General features: G+C 72.0%; 19 protein-coding genes, 1 pseudogene and 1 riboswitch. Of the genes and pseudogenes, 14 read left to right on the top strand and 6 right to left on the bottom strand.

Annotated elements, in window-relative coordinates:
- Positions 1–26 precede the first annotated feature (26 nt).
- The 4 genes from M8I34_RS25300 (at position 27) to M8I34_RS25285 (ending at position 4913) form a co-directional block, all read left to right on the top strand.
- Positions 27–1358 carry a pitrilysin family protein gene (locus tag M8I34_RS25300; RefSeq protein ID WP_244420186.1) on the top strand — a complete coding sequence of 444 codons (1332 nt, stop codon included), beginning with the start codon at positions 27–29 and terminating at the stop codon, positions 1356–1358.
- A 38-nt stretch (positions 1359–1396) separates the two neighbouring features.
- Positions 1397–2779: a pitrilysin family protein gene (locus tag M8I34_RS25295; protein WP_250052854.1), complete on the top strand. Its 1383-nt coding sequence runs from the start codon at positions 1397–1399 to the stop codon at positions 2777–2779.
- 209 nt (positions 2780–2988) lie between these two features.
- Positions 2989–3144, top strand: a riboswitch (cyclic di-AMP (ydaO/yuaA leader).
- Positions 3145–3157: 13 nt separating this feature from the next.
- Complete coding sequence (locus M8I34_RS25290) at positions 3158–3937, top strand: M23 family metallopeptidase (protein WP_250052751.1); 780 nt, start codon at positions 3158–3160, stop codon at positions 3935–3937.
- A gap of 286 nt (positions 3938–4223) precedes the next feature.
- Positions 4224–4913: a GntR family transcriptional regulator gene (locus M8I34_RS25285; protein WP_250052749.1), complete on the top strand. Its 690-nt coding sequence runs from the start codon at positions 4224–4226 to the stop codon at positions 4911–4913.
- A gap of 308 nt (positions 4914–5221) precedes the next feature.
- Here M8I34_RS25285 and M8I34_RS25280 read toward each other — a convergent pair whose 3' ends face one another.
- Entirely contained in the window at positions 5222–5503 is a 282-nt protein-coding gene (locus M8I34_RS25280) for an HPr family phosphocarrier protein (protein WP_030990508.1), read from the bottom strand.
- A 222-nt stretch (positions 5504–5725) separates the two neighbouring features.
- On the opposite strand from M8I34_RS25280, the gene M8I34_RS25275 reads away from it, so the two are divergent.
- From M8I34_RS25275 to M8I34_RS25260, 4 genes are all read left to right on the top strand, one after another.
- Entirely contained in the window at positions 5726–8761 is a 3036-nt protein-coding gene (locus tag M8I34_RS25275; protein ID WP_250052747.1) for a GNAT family N-acetyltransferase, read from the top strand.
- 38 nt (positions 8762–8799) lie between these two features.
- Positions 8800–9393: a DUF5998 family protein gene (locus M8I34_RS25270; RefSeq protein ID WP_030078412.1), complete on the top strand. Its 594-nt coding sequence runs from the start codon at positions 8800–8802 to the stop codon at positions 9391–9393.
- The gene (locus M8I34_RS25265; RefSeq protein WP_250052745.1) at positions 9393–10583 is read left to right on the top strand and encodes an alkaline phosphatase family protein; all 1191 of its coding nucleotides are present in this window, start codon (positions 9393–9395) and stop codon (positions 10581–10583) included. Before M8I34_RS25270 ends, M8I34_RS25265 begins: the two co-directional genes overlap by 1 nt.
- 70 nt (positions 10584–10653) lie before the next feature.
- Positions 10654–11319, top strand: a complete 666-nt coding sequence (locus tag M8I34_RS25260) for a thymidine kinase (protein WP_244418352.1) — start codon at positions 10654–10656, stop codon at positions 11317–11319.
- Between the two features lie 104 nt (positions 11320–11423).
- Here M8I34_RS25260 and M8I34_RS25255 read toward each other — a convergent pair whose 3' ends face one another.
- Entirely contained in the window at positions 11424–12200 is a 777-nt protein-coding gene (locus M8I34_RS25255; RefSeq protein ID WP_250052743.1) for a VOC family protein, read from the bottom strand.
- Between the two features lie 249 nt (positions 12201–12449).
- Here M8I34_RS25255 and M8I34_RS25250 point away from each other — a divergent pair, with 249 nt between their 5' ends.
- Positions 12450–13289, top strand: coding sequence for a sulfurtransferase (locus M8I34_RS25250; protein WP_250052741.1), 840 nt, complete (start codon positions 12450–12452; stop codon positions 13287–13289).
- Positions 13290–13402: 113 nt separating this feature from the next.
- Here the strand turns inward: M8I34_RS25250 and sepH are convergent, their stop codons facing one another.
- On the bottom strand, positions 13403–14473 hold the full coding sequence (gene sepH, locus M8I34_RS25245; RefSeq protein WP_244418349.1) for a septation protein SepH: 1071 nt from the start codon (positions 14471–14473) through the stop codon (positions 13403–13405).
- A gap of 497 nt (positions 14474–14970) precedes the next feature.
- On the opposite strand from sepH, the gene M8I34_RS25240 reads away from it, so the two are divergent.
- Positions 14971–16179: a hypothetical protein gene (locus M8I34_RS25240; protein WP_250052732.1), complete on the top strand. Its 1209-nt coding sequence runs from the start codon at positions 14971–14973 to the stop codon at positions 16177–16179.
- Positions 16180–16283: 104 nt separating this feature from the next.
- Here the strand turns inward: M8I34_RS25240 and M8I34_RS25235 are convergent, their stop codons facing one another.
- The gene (locus tag M8I34_RS25235; protein WP_250052730.1) at positions 16284–17627 is read right to left on the bottom strand and encodes a D-arabinono-1,4-lactone oxidase; all 1344 of its coding nucleotides are present in this window, start codon (positions 17625–17627) and stop codon (positions 16284–16286) included.
- A 245-nt stretch (positions 17628–17872) separates the two neighbouring features.
- Entirely contained in the window at positions 17873–19147 is a 1275-nt protein-coding gene (locus tag M8I34_RS25230) for an MFS transporter (protein WP_250052728.1), read from the bottom strand.
- A gap of 185 nt (positions 19148–19332) precedes the next feature.
- Here M8I34_RS25230 and M8I34_RS25225 point away from each other — a divergent pair, with 185 nt between their 5' ends.
- Positions 19333–20487, top strand: coding sequence for a ferrochelatase (locus M8I34_RS25225; protein WP_250052726.1), 1155 nt, complete (start codon positions 19333–19335; stop codon positions 20485–20487).
- Positions 20488–20528: 41 nt separating this feature from the next.
- Entirely contained in the window at positions 20529–21374 is an 846-nt protein-coding gene (locus M8I34_RS25220; RefSeq protein WP_250052724.1) for an inositol monophosphatase family protein, read from the top strand.
- 81 nt (positions 21375–21455) lie between these two features.
- Here the strand turns inward: M8I34_RS25220 and M8I34_RS25215 are convergent, their stop codons facing one another.
- A complete protein-coding gene (locus tag M8I34_RS25215) occupies positions 21456–21632 on the bottom strand; it encodes a hypothetical protein (RefSeq protein WP_006602631.1) in 177 nt (58 codons plus the stop codon).
- Positions 21633–21958: 326 nt separating this feature from the next.
- On the opposite strand from M8I34_RS25215, the gene M8I34_RS25210 reads away from it, so the two are divergent.
- The gene (locus tag M8I34_RS25210; protein ID WP_006602630.1) at positions 21959–22612 is read left to right on the top strand and encodes a response regulator transcription factor; all 654 of its coding nucleotides are present in this window, start codon (positions 21959–21961) and stop codon (positions 22610–22612) included.
- A 5-nt stretch (positions 22613–22617) separates the two neighbouring features.
- Positions 22618–23016 (top strand): annotated as a pseudogene (locus tag M8I34_RS25205) (two-component sensor histidine kinase); the annotation flags it as partial.

The following is a 23016-nucleotide window of genomic DNA, read 5'->3' as shown; positions in this document are numbered from 1 at the left end:
AGCGGATCGAAGGGACGTACATGCCCATGGGTCACACGGCCACAGAACAAGCCGGCTCCGGCGGCCTGACAGCGACCGAGCACCGGCTGGCAAATGGCCTGCGCGTGGTGCTCTCCGAAGACCACCTGACCCCGGTCGCAGCGGTCTGCCTGTGGTACGACGTCGGCTCCCGCCACGAGGTCAAGGGCCGTACGGGCCTGGCTCACCTCTTCGAGCACCTGATGTTCCAGGGCTCCGCGCAGGTGAAGGGCAACGGCCACTTCGAGCTGGTGCAGGGTGCCGGCGGTTCGCTCAACGGCACCACGAGCTTCGAGCGCACCAACTACTTCGAGACCATGCCCGCCCATGAGCTGGAGCTCGCGCTCTGGCTGGAGGCGGACCGGATGGGCTCGCTGCTGACCGCGCTCGACGACGACTCCATGGAGAACCAGCGCGACGTCGTCAAGAACGAGCGCCGCCAGCGCTACGACAACGTCCCGTACGGCACGGCCTTCGAGAAGCTGACGGCCATGGCGTACCCGGAGGGCCACCCGTACCACCACACGCCCATCGGGTCGATGGCCGACCTGGACGCGGCCTCCCTGGAGGACGCGCGGGCGTTCTTCCGCACGTACTACGCGCCCAACAACGCCGTCCTGTCGATCGTCGGCGACATCGACCCCGAGCAGACGCTGGCCTGGGTGGAGAAGTACTTCGGCTCGATCCCCGGACACGACGGCAAGCAGCCGCCGCGCGACGGCACGCTGCCCGACGTCATCGGCGGCGAGCTGCGCGAGGTCATCGAGGAGGACGTGCCCGCCCGGGCCCTGATGGCGGCCTACCGGCTGCCGCACGACGGCACCCGTGAGGCGGACGCCGCGGACCTCGCGCTGACCGTCCTGGGCGGCGGCGAGTCCTCCCGCCTGTACAACCGGCTGGTGCGGCGCGACCGCAGCGCCGTGGCGGCCGGCTTCGGCCTGCTGCGGCTGGCCGGCGCACCCTCGCTGGGCTGGCTGGACGTGAAGACGTCCGGTGGCGTGGAGGTCCCCGGCATCGAGCGCGCCGTCGACGAGGAGCTGGCCCGCTTCGCCGCCGAGGGCCCGACCCCGGAGGAGATGGAGCGGGCACAGGCCCAGCTGGAGCGCGAATGGCTGGACCGGCTGGCCACGGTCAGCGGCCGCGCCGACGAACTGTGCCGCTTCGCCGTCCTGTTCGGCGACCCGCAGCTCGCGCTGACCGCCGTGCAGCGCGTCCTGGACATCACCCCCGAGGAGGTGCAGGCGGTCGCCAAGGCCCGGCTGCGCCCCGACAACCGCGCCGTGCTCGTCTACGAGCCGACCGACGCCGCCGACACCGAGGAAGGGGAGGCGGACCAGTGAGCGACGCCACCACCCACGCCGATTCCCCCGTGAGCAGCATGGACTTTCACCCCCAGCCCCAGGGCGGCGCGCCCAGGCCGTGGGCCTTCCCGGCCCCCGGCCGCAGCCAACTGCCCAACGGGCTCACGCTCCTGACCAGCAACCGCCCCGGCCAGCAGGTCGTCGCCGTCGAGATCAACCTCGTCGCTCCGCTGGACGCCGAGCCCGAGGGCCTGGACGGCGTCGCCACGATCATGGCGCGTGCCCTGTCCGAGGGCACCGACAAGCACGACGCCGAGGAGTTCGCCGCCGAGCTGGAGCGCTGTGGCGCCACACTGGACGCGCACGCCGACCACCCGGGTGTACGGGTGTCCCTCGAAGTGCCGGCGTCCCGGCTGCACCGCGCGCTCGGGCTGCTCGCCGACGCGCTGCGCGCGCCCGCCTTCCCGGAGAGCGAGATCGAGCGGCTGGTGCGCAACCGTCTCGACGAGATCCCGCACGAGCTCGCCAACCCGGCCCGGCGCGCCGCGATGGCGCTGTCCAAGGAGCTGTTCCCGGCCACATCCCGGATGTCGCGGCCGCGCCAGGGCACCGAGGAGACCGTCGGACGCGTCGATGCCGGGGCCGTCCGCGCCTTCTACGACGCCCATGTACGGCCCGCCACGGCCACTGCCGTCATCGTCGGTGACTTCACCGGCGTCGACCTGGACGCCGCGCTCGCCGACACCCTCGGCGCCTGGAGCGGCTCGACGGGCGAGCCGCTGAAGGCCTCGCCGATCGTCGCCGACGACACCGGCCGCGTGGTGATCGTGGACCGCCCCGGAGCCGTCCAGACGCAGCTGCTCCTCGGCCGTATCGGTGCCGACCGGCACGACCGGGTGTGGCCCGCGCAGGTCCTCGGCACGTACTGCCTGGGCGGCACCCTCACCTCCCGTCTGGACCGTGTCCTGAGGGAGGAGAAGGGCTACACCTACGGGGTGCGCGCCTTCGGCCAGGTGCTCCGCTCCACCGCCCCCACCTCTCCTGAGGGGGCCACGGGAGCCTCGCTGCTCGGCATCAGCGGCTCGGTGGACACCGCCTCCACCGTCCCGGCGCTGGAGGACCTGTGGAAGGTGCTGCGCACCCTCGCGGCAGAGGGGCTGACGGACGACGAGAGGGACGTCGCCGTACAGAACCTCGTCGGGGTGGCGCCGCTGAAGTACGAGACCGCGGCAGCCGTCGCGGGCACCCTCGCCGACCAGGTGGAACAGCACCTGCCGGACGACTTCCAGGCGCAGTTGTACGTCCGCCTCGCGGAGACCGGCACGGTCGAGGCGACGGCGGCGGCGGTCAACGCTTTCCCCATGGACCGGCTGGTGACGGTGCTGGTGGGCGATGCGGCGCAGATCGCCGAGCCCATCAAGGCGCTGGGCATCGGTGAGGTGACGGTCGTCGGCGGTTAGTCCCGCCATGTGACGGAAGGTCATATATCGACAAAGCGGCTCCCGTGGCGTTCGCGCCACGGGAGCCGCTGTATGTCCGGTTTATTGCGGCTGGTGCCACGGTTCTTGTGGCATCCCGCACAAAAAAGCGGATCTGTTTGCCGATTGAAAGTTGCCCCGTTTAGCGTCGGTCCGGCTGTTCGTCACAAGTCCGCCACAACAGTGGCACCGGGCAGTCATCGCCGAGTCCCCGTACGGCGCGAGCCAGGGGAGCCGGGGACCCAGTGTCCCTTGGGGTGAATCGGACTCCTCTCCGGAGGAGCCCGTAGGAGACCTTCCTGCTCCGAACCCGTCAGCTAACCCGGTAGGCGAGAAGGAAGGAAAGGACAAGCCAGCCACATGGCGTTCATCCGTGCCACCGGGAAGCACCGTCGTGCGAACCGCCCCGCTCGAACGACCCGCAGCATCGCCGGCATAGCCACCCTCGCGGCCGGCGGCGTTGTCGCCTCCGTGGCCTCGCCGGCGCTGGCGGCCACGGACGAGGCGCGCACCCACGACACCGGTCTCCAGCGGGCCGTCGTGCTGGGCGACGAGCTCGCCAACCATGTCGAGGCCCAGGCCGACGCGCAGCAGGCAGAGGCCGAGGCCGCCGCCGCGAAGGCCAAGGCGGAGGCCGTGGCCAAGAGGCAGGCCGAAGAGGCCAAGCAGCGTGTCGAAGCCGCCCGCAAGGCCAAGGAGCGCGCCGCCCGTGAGGCGGAGCGCAAGCGCCTCAACACCTTCGTCGCCCCCGTCGCGGACTCCTACGTCTCCACCTCGTACAAGGCCTCCAGCGGCCTGTGGTCCTCGGGCAGTCACACCGGTATCGACTTCCACGCCGCCTCCGGCACCAGCGTCCACGCGGTCAGCTCGGGCACCGTCGTCGAGGCCGGCTGGGGCGGTGCGTACGGCAACAACATCGTGATCAAGATGAACGACGGCACCTACACCCAGTACGGTCACCTGTCGTCGCTCGGCGTCTCGGTCGGCCAGCACGTCACCCCGGGCCAGCAGATCGGCCTCTCCGGCTCCACCGGCAACACCACCGGCCCGCACCTGCACTTCGAAGCCCGTACCGGCGCCGACTACGGTTCGGACATCGATCCGGTCGCCTACCTGCGCTCGCACGGCGTCAACGCCTGACCTCCGGCCTCGCCCGGCCGCGCGCCCCGCAGGCCCGCGTCGCACCGCGCATCCGACGGAAGCCCCGGCCACACGGCCGGGGCTTCGGCGTTATCCGGTGTGCGGCTGCGGTGTGCGTGCACCGGATACGCCGGCGACCCGCGATACGTCGGCAACCCGTGGCTGCTGGCCAAAAAATATCCATGAATAACCGGAGTCCTTCGGAAAAGCCGTTCCCGTCGAATAGAGTCACGGAAAAGTCGCCGACCGGCGGCGTTTCCAGGGGATTACGGCGGAGGCACGGAAGATGCGAGGCCATATTTCCGCGCATGCGGTGTGCACGGCGATTCGCGACGACATTGTCTCCGGCGCGCTGGTGCCGGGGAGCCGGCTGATCGAGGAGATCCTGGCGGCCCGGTACGGCGTCTCCAGAGTGCCGGTCCGTGAAGCGCTGCGTACGTTGCAGTCCGAAGGGTTCGTCACCACCCGCCACCACGCAGGTGCCTGTGTCGCCGAGCCCACCGAGCAGGAGGCCGCCGATCTCCTCGCCGTCCGCGCCCTGTTGGAGCCGCTGGGAGCCGCCCGTGCGGCCGCCCGCCGTAGCCCGGCTCACCTCAAGGTGCTCCGTGGTCTGGTACGGCTCGGCCGCGAGCGGGCCCGTCATGGCAACCCCGCCGATCTGCGCCAACTGGACGGCTGGTTCCACGAGACGCTGGCCCAGGCGGCCGGCAGCCCCAGTCTGACGGCCTTGCTCACTCAGCTGCGGCGCAAGATCGAGTGGATGTATGTGGTGGAACTGCCGGCCCGGGCCGGGGAGTCGTGGGACGAACACGGTGCGGTGCTGGACGCGGTGGCCCGGGGGGACGCGGAGCGGGCCCGCGCCCTGATGGCGGCTCATGTCGAGCGCTCACTCCCGGTGTACCGGCTGCGGCGCCCCGCCAAGACGGAGGTGAGGGATCCGAAACCACACGTCAACACGGCGCGTGCCCGCCCTTAACAAGGGCCCCGTATACAAAGAAGTGCGAATATTTCTCCGGCAGCCGGGGCGGCTTTCTCTATTCGGTCCGCCTTCAGCCCGAATTCCGCTGCCTGTTTTGCGGCAAGCGGGAGAGGGAGGGAGAAGGGTGCGCGCCAAATACTTTGCGTATTGCGGCGCATGTCGGGTCCCCCGGAATTTAGCTCCCCCGTGCCGTAATGCGTACGGCGCATGCGGTGAGCGCATATATCGATATCCCGGCCACAGGCGCAGCGACCGGATTCCGGCACACGGAAACGGCCCCGCCGCATGCAGAGGTCCTGGCGGACTCAGACGGTCTCGGGGAGCTCCTCGAGACCCTCGGCGACGAGCTTGGCCAGGCGGTCGAGTGCCTCCTCGGCGCCCTCGGCGTCGGAGGCCAGCACGATCTCCTCGCCGCCCTGGGCGCCCAGGCCCAGGACCGCGAGCATGGAGGCCGCGTTGACGGGGTTGCCATCAGCCTTGGCGATCGTCATCGGGACGCCGGAGGCGGTGGCCGCACGGACGAAGATCGACGCGGGGCGGGCGTGCAGGCCCTCGGCCCAACCGACATTGACGCGGCGCTCAGCCATGGTGTTGCCCTTCAAAGTCGTGACTGTTGTCTAGACCAGTCTCTCACGCTGCGGGAAGTGCTCCACAGCCCTGAGGCCTGGCCTTTTGCGGCTATTGGTCCTCCCAACGGAGGCACGGCCGACCGGCCGGTCCGTATGTCCATACGGCCGCGCCGGACTGCCCCGCATCCCGAGCGTACGCGCGCGGCGCCGGTTGTCGGTGCCCGGTCGTACGCTGTCGGCATGCAGAAGCCGCCGGACCACGCATACCCGACCCACTGGGAAGCCGACGTGGTGCTGCGTGACGGCGGCACGGCGCGGATCCGCCCCATCACCCCGGATGACGCCGAGCGGCTGGTCTCCTTCTACGAGCAGGTCTCGGACGAGTCGAAGTACTACCGCTTCTTCGCGCCCTACCCGCGCCTGTCCGACCGCGATGTCCACCGCTTCACCCACCACGACTACGTCGACCGGGTCGGGCTCGCGGCCCTCGTCGGCGGCGAGTTCATCGCCACCGTCCGCTATGACCGGATCGACGACCAGGGCCTGCCCGCCAAGAACCCCGAGGACGACCAGGCCGAGGTCGCCTTCCTCGTCCAGGACGCCCACCAGGGCCGCGGGGTCGCCTCCGCCCTCCTGGAGCACGTCGCGGCCGTCGCCCGCGAGCGCGGCATCCGCCGGTTCGCCGCCGAGGTGCTCCCCGCGAACTCCAAGATGATCAAGGTGTTCACGGACGCGGGCTACACCCAGAAGCGCACCTTCGAAGACGGTGTGGTCCGCCTGGAGTTCGACCTGGAGCCGACCGAGCAGTCCATGGCCGTGATGCGCGGCCGCGAGCAGCGCGCCGAGGCCCGCTCCGTGCAGCGCCTGCTCGCCCCGGGCTCGGTCGCCGTCATCGGTGCCGGCCGCGCCCCCGGCGGCGTCGGCCGCACCGCCCTGCGCAGCCTCCTGGACTCCGGGTTCACGGGGCGTGTGCACGCCGTCAACCACGCCTTCCCCGAAGACATGCAGCGGCTGCGCCCCGAAGACGTGCCGGCCGTCCGCGCCCTGCGGGAGATCCCCGACCCGGTGGACCTCGCCGTCATCGCCGTCCCCGCGGACCACGTCCCCGACGTGGTCCGCGACTGCGGTGAACACGGCGTCCAGGGCCTGCTGATCCTGTCGTCCGGTTACGCCGAAGCGGGCCAGGACGGCCGGGAGCGGCAGCGCGCCCTGCTCCGCCAGGCCCGCTCGTACGGCATGCGGCTCATCGGGCCCAACGCCTTCGGGCTGATCAACACCGCCCCCGACGTCCGGCTGAACGCCTCCCTCGCACCCCAGATGCCCGGCGCCGGCCACATCGGCCTGTTCACCCAGTCCGGTGCCATCGGCATCGCCCTGCTCAGTGGACTGCATGCGCGCGGCCCCGGTGACGGCGGTATCGCCGGTATCTCCGCCTTCGTCTCGGCCGGCAACCGCGCCGACGTCTCCGGCAACGACCTGCTCCAGTACTGGTACGACGACCCGGACACCGACGTCGTGATCCTGTATCTGGAGTCCATCGGCAACCCGCGCAAATTCGCCCGGCTCGCCCGCCGCACCGCCGCCGTCAAACCGGTCGTGGTCGCCAAGGGGGCCCGGCACAACGGCACCGCCCCGCCCGGCCACGCCGTGCCCACGGTCCGCGTCCCCGACAGCACCGTCGCCGCCCTGATGCGCCAGGCCGGCGTGATCCGCGTCGACACGGTCACCGAGCTGATCGACGCCGGTCTGCTGCTGGCCTCCCAGCCGCTGCCGGCCGGCCCGCGCATCGCCATCCTCGGCAACTCCGAGTCGCTGGCGCTGCTCGCGTACGACGCCTGTCTGACCGAGGGGCTGCGCCCGCAGCGCCCCCATGTACTGCCCTCGGCCGCCACCCCGGACGACTTCCGGGCGGCGCTCGCCGAGGCGCTGTCCGGCGACGGCTGCGATGCCGTGGTCGTCACGGCCATCCCCTGGGTGGGGGAGGGGGCCGCCGTCTCCCTGGCCGACAGCGAGGGCGTCGCACTCGCCGCTGCGCTGCGTACCGCGGCCGCGGCGCATCCGGAGAAGCCGGTCACGGTCGTCCACCTCGCCATGGACGATCTCGCCGAGACACTCGCGGCACCGGAACCGGCACCGGAACCAGGAACGGAACCAGGCCCGGCACCGGCACAGTCACCCGGGCCCGCAGCCTCCGCCGGGGACAACGCGGCCCGCTCCGCGGACCCGGTCCCCGCGCCTGCCGGGACCTCACCATTCCCACCGGCCCCGCACAGCCCCCCGAACCGCCCACGCCCCCTGCTTCCCCCCGGCCCGCCGCCCACCCTCTCCGGGCGACAGCAGGACCCGGCCCGCGACGCCGAGGCCAACACCCCGCCCCGGCCTCGCCGTGCCCCCCTCCGTATCCCCGCCTACCCCGCCGCCGAGCGCGCCGTGCGCTCCCTCGCCGAGGCCGTCCGCTACGCCGCCTGGCGCCGGGAGGCCGCCGAACCGGGCCGGGTGCCCGAGTACGACGACATCCAGGAGGCGGCGGCCGGCGCCGACATCGAGCGCCTCCTCGGGCGGCTGACCCCCGACGCCCCCACGGGCCGCTCCGTCCCGGTGCCGCCCCAGGACGCCGAGGCCCTGCTCGCCCGCTACGGCATCCACACCCGCCCCGTCCTCCCGGCCCCCGACCCGGACACGGCCGTCCGCGCCGCCGCCCGCCTCGGCTACCCGGTGGCCCTCAAGACCACCGCACCCCATCTACGCCACCGCGCCGACCTCGGCGGGGTCCGCCTGGACATCGCCGGCGAGGCCGAACTGCGCCGCACATACTCCGAATTGACCGATTTCCTGGGCTCTCCGGAGGAGCTGCGTCCGGTCGTCCAGTCGATGGTGCCGCGCGGCGTCGACACGGTCATCCGTGCCGCCATCGACCCCGCCGCCGGTGCCGTCCTCTCCTTCGGCCTGGCCGGGGCGCCCTCCCAGCTGCTCGGCGACATCGCCCACCGCCTCATCCCCGCCACCGACCGCGAGGTCACCGAGCAGATCCGCTCGATCCGCGCCGCCCCGCTGCTGTTCGGCTGGCGCGGCTCCCAGCCCGTGGACACCGCGGCGCTGTCGGAGCTGCTGCTGCGCGTCTCCCGGCTGGTCGACGACCACCCCGAGGTCGTCGGCGTCGACCTCGAACCGGTCGTCGTCGCCGCACACGGCCTCTCCGTACTGGGGGCGACCGTGCGCCTGGCCCCGGCCCCTGCCACCACTGACCTCGGCCCCCGCCGGCTGCCCGTCTACTGAGGCTCTCGCGGCCCGGTACGCCCCGTAAGATGGACCCCATGGCTAAGACCGGTACGACGACCCAGGGGCTGCGCGCGGCGATCGAGCGCAGCGGCTATTACCCGACGCTCGTGGCCGAGGCGGTGCAGGCCGCCGTCGGCGGTGAGCCCGTGGTGTCGTACCTCGTCCATCAGGAGACGACCTTCGACGCCAACGAGGTCCGCCGCCATGTCACGGTCCTGGTTCTGACCGGCACCCGCTTCATCGTCAGCCACACCGACGAGCAGGCGGCCGACGCCACCTCCCCGTCGCCGTATGCCACCACCTCCACCGAATCCGTGAAGCTGAGCCGGATCTCCTCCGTGGTGCTCAGCCGGGTGGTCGCCAACCCCGAGTCGTACACCCCGGGCCAGCTGCCCCGCGAGGTCGTGCTCACCATCGGCTGGGGCGCGGTCGCCCGCCTGGACCTGGAGCCCGCCGCCTGCGGCGACCCCAACTGCGAGGCGGACCACGGCTACACGGGCTCCTCCACCGCCGACGACCTCTCGCTGCGGGTCAGCGAGGCCGGCGACGGCCCGGACTCGGTGCGCGAGACGCTCACCTTCGCCCAGGCGCTCTCCGAGGCCACCGCGGCCACCCCCAGCCCCCGCTGATGGTCCACATCGCCCCCGCCTGGCCGGAACCCGAACCGCTCGACCCGCTCAGCGCCCCCGTACCCCGGTACGGCACCGGCTCGCTCGCCGATCTGCTGCCCACCATCGCCACCGGGCTGGGGATGACCGGCCTCGCCACGACGATGGAGCTGGCCCCCGCCGACCGGGCCTGTGTCTTCCTGATCGACGGCCTCGGCTGGGAGCTGCTGCGCGCCCACCCGGAGGAGGCGCCGTTTCTCACCTCGCTCCTGGGCACGTCGTTCAACGGCAGCGGCCGCCCGCTCACCGCGGGCTTCCCGTCCACCACCGCCACCTCCCTCGCCTCGGTCGGCACCGGCCTGCCACCGGGCGCCCACGGCCTGCCCGGATACACCTGCGAGGACCCGGCCACCGGCGCCCTGATGAACCAGCTGCGCTGGTATCCGTGGACCGACCCGTATGCCTGGCAGCCGTATCCGACGGTCTTCCAGCGTGCGGACGCCGCCGGGATCCACACCTGCCAGGTCTCCGCGCCGAGCTTCCAGCACACCCCGCTCACCCAGGTCGCGCTGAGCGGCGGTACGTTCCACGGCCGGCTCTCCGGCGAGGAGCGGATGGACCTCGCCGCCGAGCAGCTCGCCACCGGTGACCGTTCGCTGGTCTACACGTACTACTCCGAGGTCGACGGCAAGGGGCACCGCTACGGCGTCAACTCCGACGCCTGGCGCGGCCAGTTGATGTACGTCGACCGGCTCGCCCAGCGGCTGGCCGAACAGCTGCCGCCGCGCAGCGCCCTCTACATCACCGCCGACCACGGCATGATCGACATCCCCTTCGACCCCGAGTCCCGGATCGACTTCGACGAGGACTGGGAACTGCGCGCCGGAGTACGCCTGTTGGGCGGCGAGGGCCGGGCCCGGCATGTCTACGCCCACCCGGGCGCGGCCGCCGATGTGCTCGCCGTCTGGCGCGAGGTGGTCGGCGAGCAGATGTGGGTGGCGAGCCGCGAAGAGGCCATCGCCGCGGGGTGGTTCGGGCCGCAGGTCGACGACCGGGTGCGTGCCCGGATCGGCGATGTCGTGGCGGCCGCGCACGCCGACATGGTGATCATCGCGACCGAACGAGAGCCCCGCGAGTCGGAGATGGTCGGCATGCACGGCTCGATGACCCCGGTGGAGCAGCTGGTGCCGCTCCTGGAAGTCCGCACCTGACCTGCACGGCCCGCCGCCCGCACGCCGTCCCGCCCTCCTCCGTACGAGCCCGAAAGGCCCGCAACTTCCCATGCCCGAGCTGGTGTTCTTCTCCGGAACGATGGACTGCGGAAAGTCGACACTTGCTCTGCAGATCGAGCACAACCGCTCCTCCCGCGGTCTGCAAGGCATGATCTACAGCCGCAACGACCGGGCCGGCCGCGGCAAGCTCTCCTCCCGCCTCGGCCTGGTCACCGAGGCCGTCGAGGCGGCGCACGACATGGACTTCTACACGCATGTCGTCGGTCACCTCTCCTCCGGCGGCCGGGTCGACTACGTCATCGTCGACGAGGCACAGTTCCTCGCCCCCGGACAGGTCGACCAGCTCGCCCGCGTCGTCGACGACCTCGACCTGGACGTCTTCGCCTTCGGCATCACCACCGACTTCCGCAGCAAGCTCTTCCCCGGCTCCCAGCGCCTGGTCGAACTGGCCGACCGGATAGAGGTGTTGCAGGTCGAGGCGCTGTGCTGGTGCGGCGCCCGCGCCACGCACAATGCCCGTACGGTCGACGGGCGCATGGTCGTCGAGGGCGCCCAGGTCGTGGTCGGCGATGTCGTCGGCGATGTGGACAGCCCCCACGCCGAGGTCGGCTACGAGGTGCTGTGCCGGCGTCACCACCGCCGCCGTCAGACCTCGGCGGCCACCCGCGCGGCGGCGCTCTCCCCGGACGTACTGCCGGTCGACAGCGCGAAGTAGGCCCGGCCACCGGGCGGTGCCAGGTCCGTACAGCGGTTACCGACCGGACATCACTGCCACGGAACCCGCCGTGAACGGTGGCGGCGCCCAGGTGTGACCGCCTCTCAGCTCCGCTGGATGATCGTGAAGGCGGCGCCCTCGCTGTCGGCGACCGTCGCCAGCCGCCCGTGCGCGGAGTCCCGGGCGGCGTGCAGCACATGTCCGCCCAGCTGGGTGACCCGGTGGGCCGCCGCGTCCGTGTCGGTGACGGCGAAGTACGTCATCCAGTGGGAGCCCCGGTCGCGCGGCAGGGAGTTGCCCACGCCGTGGATGCCGGCCACCGGGTGGTCCTTGAGATGCAGCGTCAGATAGTCGAAGTCGGCCGAGACCACGGGCTCCGCCTCATAGCCGAAGACATGCTCGTAGAACGGCAGGACGGAGCTCGTGTCCCGGGTGACCAGCTCGTTCCAAGCCGGGGTGCCCGGCTCCCCGGTGATCGTGGTGCCCATCACCGACCTGCCCTGCCAGATGCCGAAGATCGCCCCCTGCGGGTCGGAGGCGATCGCCATCCGCCCCGCGTCGTCGTCCGCATCCAGCGGCCCGACGCCCACCGTCCCACCGCAGGAACGGATCTGCTCGGCCGTCGCATCCGTGTCGTCGCTGGCCAGATAGGTGGTCCAGGCGACCGGAAGATGACGGTCGGGCGCCAGCTCGCCGACCCCGGCGACCTCCCGGCCGTCGAGGAAAGCCCGGGCGTACGGACCGAAATGCTGCGGTCCCGGGCGGAACTCCCAGCCGAACAGCGCGCCGTAGAATTCCTGCGTCGCGGACAGGCTGTGGGCCAGGAGGCTCACCCAGCAGGGCGCGCCGTGCATCCGCCGGGTCGCTGCCTCGGTCGTCATTGTCACTCTCTCCTCGGAGCGTCGGGTGCTGACCATGTGCGCCACGGGCGCGGGTCCCGAGCAGATGCTCGCACCCTGTGACCTGGTGTGCGCCCCGGCCGCGCCGTCCATGGCTCGTTCGCGAGGGAGAATGCCCGTTTTGAGGTTTCCCATCCGTTCCAGAGGTGTTACTGAAGGGTGTAACTGCGTCATACGGAGGGTGGACACCCACCTTCTGTACGTAGTCGTCGCTACGCAAGGATGAGTCCCATGAATGCCATCATCACCGCTACCGAACTCGCGAGCGAGCTGGCGCAGCCCACCGCGCCGGTGCTCCTGGACGTCCGCTACCAACTCGGTGGCCCGCCCGGTCGTCCCGTGTACGAGGCCGGACATGTGCCCGGCGCGGTCTACGTCGATCTGGAGAGCGAACTCGCCTCGCCGCCCGGCCCGGGCGGCCGGCACCCGCTCCCCGACCTCGACGTCTTCGCCGATGCCATGCGGACCGCCGGTGTCCGTGCGGACCGCCCCGTGGTCGCCTACGACGGCGGCCAGGGCTGGGCGGCCGCCCGCGTCTGGTGGCTGCTGCGCTGGACCGGTCACCCGGACGTGCGTGTCCTGGACGGTGGTCTCGCCGCCTGGCAGGCGTCCGGCGGCGAGCTGAGCGTCGGTCAACCGGTTCCCCAGGCAGGTGACTTCACCCCGGTGCCCGGCGGGCTGCCGCTGCTGCGGGCCGATGACGCGGCCTCCCTGGCCCGCCGTGGAGTCCTGCTGGACGCACGGGCCGCCGAGCGCTACCGGGGTGAGGTCGAACCCATCGACAAGGTCGCCGGCCACATCCCGGGCGCCGTGTCCGCCCCGACGACCGAGAACGTCGTCGAGGGCGGCACCGTCTTCCGTGACGCGTCGGAACTGGCCAAGCGCTTCGCGTCGCTGGGCGCCACGGCGGACGCGGAGGTCGGCGTGTACTGCGGCTCCGGGGTCTCCGCCGCCCATCAGGTGCTTGCCCTCGCGGTCGCGGGTGTCCCCGCCGCCCTGTACGTCGGCTCCTGGAGCGAGTGGTCGGCCGACCCGTCCCGTCCGGTCGCCACCGGCCCGCAGCCCGGCTGAGCCCCCGCCGGGCCCCGTAACGGGGTGTCATACGACGCCGTCCGCCCGCTCCCTGCTTCCAGGGGGCGGACGGACGGGTGGTGTACGCGGCGGGACGGGCCGGGGCCGCCCCGCTACTCCGGCTTCTTGCGCCGGGTGCCGAAGACGATCTCGTCCCAACTGGGCACCGCGGCACGGCGACCGGGCCGTACGCCGTCCGCCTCGGCCTGCCGGTCCGTCGTCCCCGTCAGCCGGTCGCGATGGCCGGCCACCGCGCGCGGCATCAGCACATCGGCGTACGCGGAACCCGCACCCGCACTGGCCGCCGGAGCGGGCGGCTCCTCGACCTCGGCCTCGGACTCCTCTTCGCTCTGCGCCGACTTCACGCTCTCCGGTACGACCATGTCGCCACGGAAGCTCGGTACCGCCTCCAGCAGGCTGGTCAGCGAATCCCGCTCGCGCTCCCGCTCACCGGCGGCAGCCTCCTCCGCGACCGCCTCGTCGTCCTCGCCTCCGGATGGCGCCGGGCGCTCGCCGCGTTCGGACGTCTGCCGGTCCAACGCGCGGTCCAGCGGCCGGTCGCGCGGCAGCCGCGCGATCCGCGGCACGAACGGGAAGCTCGGCTCGGGCGTGTCGTCGCTCTCGCCGATCAGCGCCCGGGCCTCGTCGTCCACGGCCTGCACGAGCCTGCGCGGCGGGTCGTACGTCCAGCTCGCGGAGTGCGGTTCGGTCGCGACGCGGTAGACCAGCAGCACCTCCCAGGTGCCGTCGTCCCGGCGCCAGGAGTCCCACTGCACGCTCTCCTTGTCGGCGCCGCGCAGCAACAGCCGCTCCGCGACCGCCTCGCCGAGCTGCGGACCGGTGTTCTCGCCGGGCCGCCGCACGGGGGTCTTGCGGGCGCGTTCGGCCATGAAGGCGCGCTCGGCGAGCACCGGGCCCTCGAAACGGCGCACCCGGTCGACGGGGATGCCGGCGAGCTGGGCGACCTCTTCTGCGGAGGCACCGGCTCTTATACGCGCCTGGATGTCCCGCGGACGCAGATGGCTCTCGACCTCGATCTCGATCTGGCCGAGACGCGCACGGTCGTTGCGGACGGCGGCGCGCAGCCGTTCGTCGATCGGAAGCGTGTACTCGGTGCTGTCCGCAGCTTTGAGCACCAGCCGTGTGCCGTCGTTGGAGACGGCCACGACACGCAGTTCGGGCATGGGGACCTCCCGGGTGGTGCCTGCCGACGTCACTCGCGTCGCTGCTTCCGCTAGTCGAGTGTGGCCTGCCCGGGTGCAGCCTGCCACAACATTGCCGAGTTGCCCGGCGTGTCGGGGCTTGGCCCTGAAACGCCGTTATGACACGGTTACCTGTTCGCCACGCTCAGTGACCATGCCGCTTGCCCTGTCGCCGTTCACCCGTTCCGAGCGGCGGCGCCCCGGGGTGAGTGCCGCCTTCATGGCCCCTCCCATGGGTTCCGGGCAGCCGGACGGGAACCGGGGCCAGGGCTCGCCACAGTACTCCATTCGGACCACTGAGGTGGACCGCCGCGCCGCTGAACTTCTGGGCGGGCAACGGAGTCTGGTCGTCTTGTCGACCTCTCTACCTGGCACGCAGGTGGCGATTTTCACAGATTCCCCAAAATCGGAACTTTTGGCTCCGCCGAATGGTCACTTCTCCATGCAAGATGGATCGAAGGGGCTATCAAAGGTTGGAGATGGACGAAGAAACCGAAAGCGACACGAAGAAGAAGGAGAAGCGGATAGACCTGAGCATTGCTCAGGTGGCCGGCAGCGCGCTTGCCGCGGCGGTCGCCGCGTACCTCGCGGGCCGGCTCGGCGTCTACGGGACCATCATCGGCGCGGGTGTGGTCAGTGTCGTGGCCACCACCGGCGGCTCGATATTCCAGCACCTGTTCCGGCGCACCGGCGAACAGCTCAAGGAAGCGTCGGTCACCACGCGTCCGAAGCCGCGCCGCTTCTCCTCCGCCCGCACTCGATCCACCACACCGGACGCCCGGCAGGTCACCTCCACGATGGTGCTGCCGACCTTCGACAAGGAGGGCGCGGAGGACAAGGTCACCTCCGTGGCCGCCAGGACGACCGGGGCCGGCACGGCCCGTACGCAGCTGATCCCGCGGGTCGAACAGGTCCGTCGGCGCGACCCGGCGGGCGCCCATCCCGCCTCGCAGGACGATGACGCGACGCGGCTGCTGCGCCCCGCCGCCCCCGATGCGACCCGCGCCCTGCGTGCGGTGGACGGGACCGGCCCGGGGCGGCCCGCCGACCGGACGCAGCTGGTGCCGCGTCTCGACGAGCGGACCATGGCGCCGGGTCAGGCGGCCGCCCGCCCGGCCGGTGTCCCGGCCGCGCGGCACCCGGACGGCCCGCCCGAGGAGCTCAGTACCGCGACGTACGGCACCCGGCTGCGTGGCTGGAAGCGGCCGGCGATCGGCGCGCTCGCGGTCTTCGCGCTCGCCATGGGGGTGGTCACCGGTACCGAGCTGATCACCGGACAGACGCCGAGCGGCGCGCGGGGCACGACGCTGAGCAACCTCACCCACACCGGGGGATCGGAGCGGCAGCAGCCCCGCACCCCGCAGTCGCCCGGCACCGGCCACTCCCCGGACGACGGCAGGCGGCACGGGAACGGCGACCCCAGTCCGGACCCGGGCAAGTCAGAAGACACCGGCACCGGAAAGGGAACGGACCGCGGCACCCCGTCGCCGGACCCGGACCCGTCCGACGGCGGCAAGACGTCGCCGGACCCCGGCTCGCCCTCGTCCCCGAACCCGTCCCCGAGCGGCTCGGCCGGCGACGACGCCACCGGTTCGGGTGACGGTTCGACCGACGGCGGGAGCCAGGGTGACCGTCCGGACGGACAGCAGTCCGGTGCACCGGACCCCGCCCCCGGCGCCTCCTCCTGAGGACAGGTGCTTCGTCCGGGGCAGACGGACCGTCCGGATGAGGCGGACCCGCAACGGCTGCGACCCGGTGCCCACTACAGGGCGCCGGGTCGCAGCCGTCGTCGTCAGTCCCCCAGGACCCGTCGCAGATAGGCGTTGGCGAACCGGCGTTCCGGGTCCAGCCGTTCGCGCACCGCGGTGAACTCACCGAACCGCGGATAGGCGTCGGCAAGGTAGGCGGCATCGCGGGTGTGCAGCTTCCCCCAGTGCGGGCGCCCGTCGTGAGCCGTCATGATCCGCTCGGCGGCCGCGAAATACGCCTCGTAGGGTGTCCCGCGGTACATGTGTACGGCGAGGTAGACGGTGTCCCGGCCCGAAGCGGTGGACAGCGCGATGTCGTCGGCGGGCGCGGTCCGCACCTCCACCGGGAAGCTGACCTTGAAGTCCGAGCGTTCCACCAGGGCCTTGAGCTCACCCAGCGCCGCCACCGCGGCCGCGCGGGGGAGTGCGTACTCCATCTCCAGGAACCGCACCCGCCGCGGCGAGGTGAACACCTTGTACGGGATGTCGGTGTACGTACGGGCCGACAGGGCGCGGCTGGAGATCTTGGCGATGCCCGGTATGGCGGCCGGCACCGCCCGGCCGAGGGTGCAGACGAGCTGGAAGACCCCGTTGGACAGCAGCTCGTCCTCGACCCAGCCGCTGACCTTCCCGGGCGGCGCCGCCGGGCCCTGGCTGCGGTTGTTGCGCTTGGTGTTGCAACTGCCGGTGTGCGGGAACCAGTAGAACTCGAAGTGCTCGTTCTCGGCGACCAGCTCGTGGAACCGGTCCGTCACCTCGTCGAAGGCCATCGGCTCCTCGCGGGCGGTCAGCAGGAACTCCGGCTCCACGGCGAAGGTGAGTTCGCTGACCACGCCCAGCGCACCCAGGCCCAGCCGCGCCGAGGCGAAGACATCCGGGTTCTCCTCGGCGGAGCAGGTCAGGACCGAGCCGTCGGCGGTGACCAGCTCCAGGGCGGTGATCTGAGCGGCGATCGATGCCGAGTCGCGGCCGGTGCCGTGGGTGCCGGTGGCGGCCGCCCCGGAGACCGTCTGTTCCATGATGTCGCCCATGTTGGCCAGCGACAGTCCGTGCGCGGCGAGCGTCTCGTTGAGGCGCTTGAGCGGTGTACCGGCCGCCACCGTCACCGTGCCCGCCTCGCGGTCGACCCGGCGGATGCCGGTCAGCCGGTCGGGGCGGACCAGCAGACCGTCCGTGGCGGCCGCCGGGGTGAAGGAGTGACCGCTGCCGACGGCCTTGACCGTCAGCCCGTCCTCGGCGGCGGCGCGGACCGCGGCCGCCAGCTCCTCGGTGCTCGCCGGGGCGACGCTCCGGGCAGGGCGGGCGGTGACATTGCCCGCCCAGTTGCGCCATGGCCCGGCCGTCCGGCCGCGCCCTCCTGAGCCGTCGACGGCGTTGCTGAGAGCCATGTGACGTCCCCTCCCTCCCCGCGGGCCGGCCGGGTTCGGCCGCCTTGGTGTGAGCGCATGATGTCAGTCACCGACGCGCCGTTCAGGTGGGGTGACGGGAATCACAGGATCAAGGAATCGGCTGGAATCGCCCGGCTCCCGGACATGTCGTACCGCCGGTAACTCGCCAAGGGGCAGGGCGGGTTCACCCGGACCGGTGGGCCGCCCCCTACGGAGCGGTCCGACCGGGCTCCTGCGGAGCGGCCCTACGCGACGCTCTCCTCGCCCTGCCGCTCGTTGGCCGTGCCGTGCCCGCCGGCCAGGCTGCCGGCCACGGCCGTGCCCGCCACCGGCGGCGCGGGCTGCGGGCGGAGCCTGCGGTAGCCCGCGAACGCCACCAGCGCGGCGAGCACCCCTGCCGCCCCCGGCACCAGATAGCCCCGGGCGGCCCCGGCGGCGTCCACCACCCAGCCGGCCGCCGACGCACCCAGCGCGACGCCCACTGCCAGGCCGGTACTGGTCCAGGTCATGCCCTCGGTCAGCTTCGCCCGCGGCACATGCTCCTCGACCAGCGCCATCGTGGTCACCATCGTCGGGGCGATGGACAGCCCGGCGACGAACAGCGCGACGGCCAGCAGCGGCAGCGAGCCCACCAGTTGCAGCGGCACCATGCTCACCGCCATCGCGCACACCCCCACCACCCAGCGGCCGGACGGATGGCCCTTCAGATGCAGCAGCCCGAAGACCGCACCGGCCAGGCAGGATCCGAGCGCGTAGACCGCCAGCACCAGACTGGCCGCCGCCTTGTGCCCGACCTCCTCGGCGAAGGCAACGGTCACCACATCGATCGCCCCGAAGATCGCGCCGGTCGCCACGAACGTCACCACCAGCACCTGTAGCCCCCGCGAGCGCAGCGCGGACCCCTTGGCGTGCTGCTCCCGCGGATGCGGCACCGGCTCCGTCGCACGCTGCGCCGTCAGCCAGAAGACCCCCACGGCCAGGAAACCGGCGGCCAGCAGCGGCCCGGCCTCCGGGAACCATGCGGTGGACAGGCCGATGGACAGGATCGGCCCGAAGATGAAGCACGTCTCGTCGACGATCGACTCCCACGAATACGCCGTGTGCAGCTCGCGCGGGGAGCCCTGGTAGAGCTCCGCCCAGCGCGCCCGGATCATCGAGCCGACGCTCGGCACACACCCCGCGCAGGCCGCGAACGCGAACAGCAGCCAGTCCGCCCAGCGCTGTTGCGCGCTCAGCAGCAGCCCGGCGACCGCGGCGATCGACACCAGGGTGGCCGGGCGCAGCACCCGGCTCTGCCCGTGCCGGTCCACCAGCCGGGAGATCTGCGGGCCCAGGACCGCGGCGGACAGCGCGAGGGTCGCGGACAACGCGCCGGCCAGGCCGTAGCGGCCGGTCAGCTGGGAGATCATCGTGACGATGCCGATGCCCATCATCGACAGGGGCATCCGGCCCAGCAGTCCGGCGGCCGAGAACGACTTGGTGCCGGGGCGGCCGAAGATGGCGCGGTAGGGACTGGGCAACGGGGGTGCTCCGCCGGTGAGGACCGAAAGATCGGTAAGGAATGACTGGGGCCGATACAGCTTACGGGCGCGGTGACGCCGTACGCCTCGGATTTTCGGCAGCGCCCACCGGGGCGGCCGGCCTTCCCATGGGTGCGACGGGACCTGCCCGCCGCCCCCGTGGGAAGGGTGGCAGGATCGATGGCATGCCCGAACAGTGCGATCCCCGCCCTTATGACGCCCTGCTGCTGCTGTCCTTCGGCGGCCCCGAAGGCCCCGACGACGTGGTCCCCTTCCTGGAGAACGTCACCCGTGGACGCGGCATCCCCCGTGAGCGCCTCAAGGAGGTGGGGCAGCACTACTTCCTGTTCGGCGGCGTCAGCCCCATCAACGCCCAGAACCGGGAACTGCTGGACGCACTGCGCAAGGACTTCGCCGAGCACGGCCTGGACCTGCCCGTCTACTGGGGCAATCGCAACTGGGCGCCCTACCTGACCGACACCCTGCGCACGATGGTCCACGACGGGCACCGCCGTATCGCCGTACTGGCGACCAGTGCCTACGCCTCGTACTCGGGCTGCCGGCAGTACCGCGAGAACCTCGCCGACGCCCTCGCCGCCCTCCGGGCCGAGGGGCTGCCGGTGCCGCAGGTCGACAAGTTGCGGCACTATTTCAACCACCCCGGCTTCATCCGCCCGATGATCGACGGTGTGCTGGCGTCGCTCGCCGCCCTGCCCCAGGAGGCCCGGGACGGCGCCCATCTCGCCTTCACCACGCACTCCATCCCCACCGCCGCAGCCGACACCTCCGGCACCCCCGCCGACCACACCCGAGGCGGCGAGGGCGGCGCCTACGTCGCCCAGCACCTGGACGTGGCGCGGGTGATCGTGGACGCCGTCCGTGCGGAGACCGGTGTGGACCACCCCTGGCGGCTCGTCTACCAGTCCCGCAGCGGCGCCCCGCACATTCCCTGGCTGGAGCCGGACATCTGCGACCACCTGGAGGAGCGGCACGCCGCGGGCGTCCCGGCCGTCGTGATGGCCCCCATCGGGTTCGTCTCCGACCACATGGAGGTCAAGTACGACCTCGACACCGAAGCCACCGCCAAGGCCGCCGAGCTGGGCCTGCCGGTCGCCAGGTCCGCCACCGTGGGCGCCGACCCCCGGTTCGCCGCGGCTGTCCGCGACCTCCTCCTGGAGCGCGCGGCCGCCGAACGGGGCCGCGCCCCGGAGCGCTGCGCCCTGGGCTCCCTCGCCGCGAGCCACGACCTGTGCCCGGTCGGCTGCTGCCCCGCGCGCGCACCGCGCCCGGCCGCCGCCGGCGCCGACTGGCGGGGCCCGGCCGCCGAGGCCCGCGCGTAACGCCCCACCCCCGACCACCGCTCGTCCGAGCAAGGAGCATCGTGCCCGACCCGCTGCACCCCGACGCCCCGCAGACCGCCCCGGCGCAGAGCGACGCGCTGTACGACGAACTTCTCGAACTGGCCCTGGAGGCCGCCCGCCGTGCCGGTGCGCTGCTGCGCGACGGCCGTCCCGCCGACCTCGGTGTGGCCGCCACCAAATCCAGCCCCATCGACGTCGTCACCGAGATGGACCTCGCCTCCGAGAAGCTGATCACCGGCTTCCTCGGGGAGCACCGCCCCGACGACGGCTTCCTGGGGGAGGAAGGCGCCAGCTCCGACGGCACCAGCGGCATCCGCTGGGTCATCGACCCCGTCGACGGCACCGTCAACTACCTCTACGGGCTGCCGGCCTGGTCGGTGTCCATTGCGGCGGAGAAGGACGGCGAGGTGGTCGTCGGGGTCGTTGCCGCCCCGATGCGCGGCGAGACCTACCAGGCCGTCGTGGGCCGTGGCGCGTTCAACAACGGCGAGCGCCTCCGCCACCGGCCCGCGCCGCCGCTCTCCCAGGCACTCGTCGGCACCGGTTTCGGCTACCTCGCCGAGCGCCGGGCCGCCCAGGCGGAGGTGGTGCGCACCCTGTTGCCGCAGGTCCGCGACATCCGGCGGGCCGGCTCGGCCGCGATCGACCTGTGCGATGTGGCCTGCGGCCGGCTCGACGCCTACTACGAGCGCGGGCTGAACCCCTGGGACCTGGCGGCCGGTGCCCTGATCGCCCGCGAGGCCGGCGCGCTCACCGGCGGCCGTCCCGGACAGCCGGCCTCCCACGAGCTGACCCTCGCCGCCTCCCCGGCCCTCTTCGAGCGGCTCCAGCCGCTCCTGGACGAGCTCGGGGCCTGGCACGACTGACCCGGCCCGCGTCCGGGCACCACAGCGCCCCGGCACCATCCCCTGGATGCCGGGGCGCTGTCGCTCTGCGCCGGGAAGCGGTCAGGCGTTGCTGACCGCTCCGTACCGCACTCCGTGCTCGGTCGCCAGGCGCTGGAGATCTTCGAGTTCTGCCTGCTCGACCTCGGCGAGGAAGTCATCGCCCGCAGCGCGGGCACGGTCCAGATCGGCTTCGGTGTTCTCTATGCGCTGCAAAATGCCTGCGGTGAACGCGTCCATGTGCGCCCCCTCGTCGTGGGTCGGTGGGCACGGGGGTGTGCCGACGGGTGGGTCGATCACTGCGTGGGCCCTGCGATGGATCAGTTCATGGCAAGTAGCCGAAAAAAACAGGGCGTGATCGCGGGTGTGCAGTCGTCCTCCCCACCCCCCACCTCAGGGAAACCTCAACCCGCCCGGGAATCCTGCCCGTCGGGCGCCCCCGGCCCCGGCCCTCCACCCCTCCGCACCCCTCTTACCGCCGGTTTATGGCTCTTCGGGGCAGGATGGAGGAGCTCTGAAGACTTTGTTGTGCCTGCCCGAAAGGGCCCTGAGGAAGGACTAGCGACGTGCGTGTTCTCGTCGTCGAGGACGAGCAGCTGCTCGCCGATGCGGTGGCCACCGGACTACGCCGGGAGGCCATGGCGGTCGACGTGGTCTACGACGGCGCTGCCGCTCTGGAACGGATCGCGGTCAACGACTATGACGTCGTCGTGCTCGACCGTGACCTCCCGGTCGTCCACGGTGACGATGTCTGCCGCAAGATCGTCGAGCTGGGGATGCCCACCCGCGTCCTGATGCTCACCGCCTCCGGCGATGTCAGCGACCGCGTCGAGGGACTGGAGATCGGCGCGGACGACTACCTTCCCAAGCCCTTCGCGTTCACGGAGCTGACCGCCCGCGTACGCGCCCTGGGCCGCCGTACCACCGTCGCGCTGCCGCCCGTCCTGGAGCGGGCCGGCATCAAGCTCGACCCCAACCGCCGTGAGGTCTTCCGCGACGGCAAGGAGGTCCAGCTCGCCCCGAAGGAATTCGCGGTGCTGGAGGTCCTGATGCGCAGCGAGGGCACGGTCGTCTCGGCCGAGCAGCTCCTGGAGAAGGCCTGGGACGAGAACACCGACCCGTTCACCAACGTCGTACGGGTGACGGTCATGACGCTGCGCCGTAAACTCGGCGAGCCCGCGGTGATCGTGACCGTCCCCGGCTCGGGATACCGGATCTGACCGCGATGCCCTCCCTGCCCTCGTTCTCCAAGGCGGCCGCCCCGCCGCCGCCCGTTCCGCCCAAGCCGACCTGGGACCCCAGGCCGGTCGATGTCCGTCCGTTCCCGTGGCTGCGGCCCACGATCCGGATACGGCTGACGCTGCTGTACGGCGGCATGTTCCTGATGGCCGGCATCGTGCTGCTGACGATCATCTACATGCTGGCCGCGGACGCGCTGCACGACGGCAGTGCGCTGCCGCTGAAGATCCTCGGCGGAAAGTTCCAGTCGACCAGTGACATCTGCGACCTGCCCACCGAGACCTCCGGGCAGATGCTCCAGCAGGCCGTCGAGCAGTGCCTTCAGCACCAGCGCGCGGTGGCCCTCAACAGCCTCCTCAACCGCTCCCTGCTGGCCCTGCTCGGC

This window comes from Streptomyces sp. MCA2, from assembly GCF_023544705.1.
GTDB lineage: Bacteria > Actinomycetota > Actinomycetes > Streptomycetales > Streptomycetaceae > Streptomyces > Streptomyces decoyicus.
This window is presented reverse-complemented; position numbering and strand designations above follow the sequence as displayed.